2 protein-coding genes are annotated in these 1,975 nt (G+C 72.2%); both read left to right on the forward strand.

The window, feature by feature from the left end:
- Positions 1–580, forward strand: a 580-nt coding sequence (locus tag D7V93_RS42365) for a COX15/CtaA family protein (protein ID WP_208723339.1), incomplete at its 5' end; no start/stop codon positions are given.
- Between the two features lie 21 nt (positions 581–601).
- On the forward strand, positions 602–1,975 hold a 1,374-nt coding region (locus D7V93_RS42370), incomplete at its 3' end, for a glycosyltransferase family 39 protein (RefSeq protein WP_147451658.1).

Consider the following 1,975-nt stretch of genomic DNA (forward strand, 5'->3'; position numbering starts at 1 on the left):
GTGGATGGGCGTGCACCTGACCAACACCTTCCTCCTCGTCGGCGCGCAGACGCTGGTGGTGTGGGCGGCGGGAGGCCGCGCGCGCATGGTGCTCAAGGGCCAGGGCGCGGTGGGCGCGCTCTTGGGCGCGAGCGTGGCCGGCATGCTGGTGCTGGGCGTCAGCGGCGCGGTGGCCGCGCTGGGGGACACGCTGTTCCCCGCCACCAGCCTCGCGGACGGCCTGCGCCAGGACGTGTCGGAGACGGCGCACGTGCTCCTGCGCCTGCGCGTGCTGCACCCGGTGTTCGCGGTGGGGCTGGGCGCGCTGCTGGTGTTCGTGGGCCGGTGGGTGGCGCGGCTGCGGCCCTCGCCGGAGGTGCGCCGGGCGTCGGTGCTCCTCACCGGCGTGTACGTCGCGCAGCTGTGCGCGGGCGTCATCAACCTGGTGCTGCTGGCGCCGGTGGCGATGCAGCTTGTCCACCTGCTGCTCGCGGACTGCGTGTGGATGTGCGTGGTGCGGCTGTGCGCGGCGGGGCTCGCGGAGGATGCGCCGCGCTTCGAGCCGTCCGGCGCCCCCGCGTCGCGCGTGGAGCCGGTGTAGTCTCGCAGGCCCTGGAGCCCGATGAACCCGCCCCCTCCCCTGACCGAGCGCCTGGATGGCTGGCTCGTCCGCCACCGCCGCCGCGTCCTGGGCGTGCTGCTCTTCGCCGCGGTCTTCCTGCGGCTGATGGTGGGGATGGAGCTCGCGGGGGGCCCGCTGGTGCGCATCCAGGAGCTCGTCCCCGCCTCCGACAACGCCTTCTTCGTCACCTGGTCCCGGCACCTCGCGGAGGTGGACTGGCTGCAGCGCGAGCCCCTCCATCCGATGCCACCGTGGATGCGCAAGGTCGCCCATCAGGTGATGCGTGAGCACCCCGAGCTCCCGGTCCAGCTCGGGCTGGCGAAGGACGCGTCCTACGAGCCGGGCCCCATGGCGGTCCGGCTCTGGGACCACTGGCTGGGCGGGGCCACGTACTTCCAGGAGCCACTCTACCCCTACCTGATGGCGCTCACCCGGGTCGTGGCCGGGCCCAGCGCGTGGTTTGTCTTTCTCTGGCAGGGCCTGCTGGGCGTGGGCGCGCTGGGGCTCACGTACCTGGTGGGACGGCGGCTGCTGGGCGAGAGCGTGGGCGTGCTCGCGGCACTGCTGGGCATGGGCTACGCGCCGTTCATGGTCCATGAGTTCGCCCTGCTGCGCGACTCGCTCATCGTGTTCGCCACCCTGGCCCTCCTCTGGGCCTTCCTGGAGGCCCTGGACCGGGGTGGCTGGCGCTGGGCGCTGTTCGGGGCGCTGTCCGGACTGTCGCTGCTCCTGAAGGTCCCGTTCGTCTTCTTCGTGGCCCTGGCACTGGTGGGCGCCCTGGTGCTGCGACGCTGCAAGGTGCGGGACGTGGGGCTCGCCCTCGGTTGCATGGGACTGGCCATGCTCCCGGCCCTCCTGCGCAACGCCGCCGTGGGCGTGCCCCTGTTCAAGCTCAACGGCTCCGGGACGGCGATGCTGGCCCTCTTCCACGTGGAGGACGCGCTGCCCTCGCAGTTCATCATCAGCAAGCACTACGCGGCCATCCTCGCGCAGGCGGACGGACACCTGCTGCCTTCGCTGCTGGCGGCCATCCGGACCCACGCATCGCTGACGGGCTACCTGTACCTGTGCGTGGAGAAGCTCGTCGCGACGGTGCACGGCGTGGAAGTCCCCAACAACGTGGACGTGGACCTCTTCCAGAATGGGTCCCCCGCGCTGAATGCGCTGCCCGTGCCGTTCTGGCTCCTCGGCATCCTGGGGACGGTGGGGGTCATCACCACCGGCTCGCGCTGGCGACAGGTGTGGCCCCTGTACGTGGGAATCCTCGCGGGCGTCCCCACCCTCCTCCTCGCCTCGGTGCTCACCCGCTACCGACTGCCGATGGTGGCGGTGCTGCTGCCGCTGGCGGCGGCGGGGCTGCTGGGGCTGCTGGAG

Origin of the sequence: Corallococcus llansteffanensis, from assembly GCF_003612055.1 — a bacterium.
In the GTDB taxonomy this organism is placed as follows: domain Bacteria; phylum Myxococcota; class Myxococcia; order Myxococcales; family Myxococcaceae; genus Corallococcus; species Corallococcus llansteffanensis.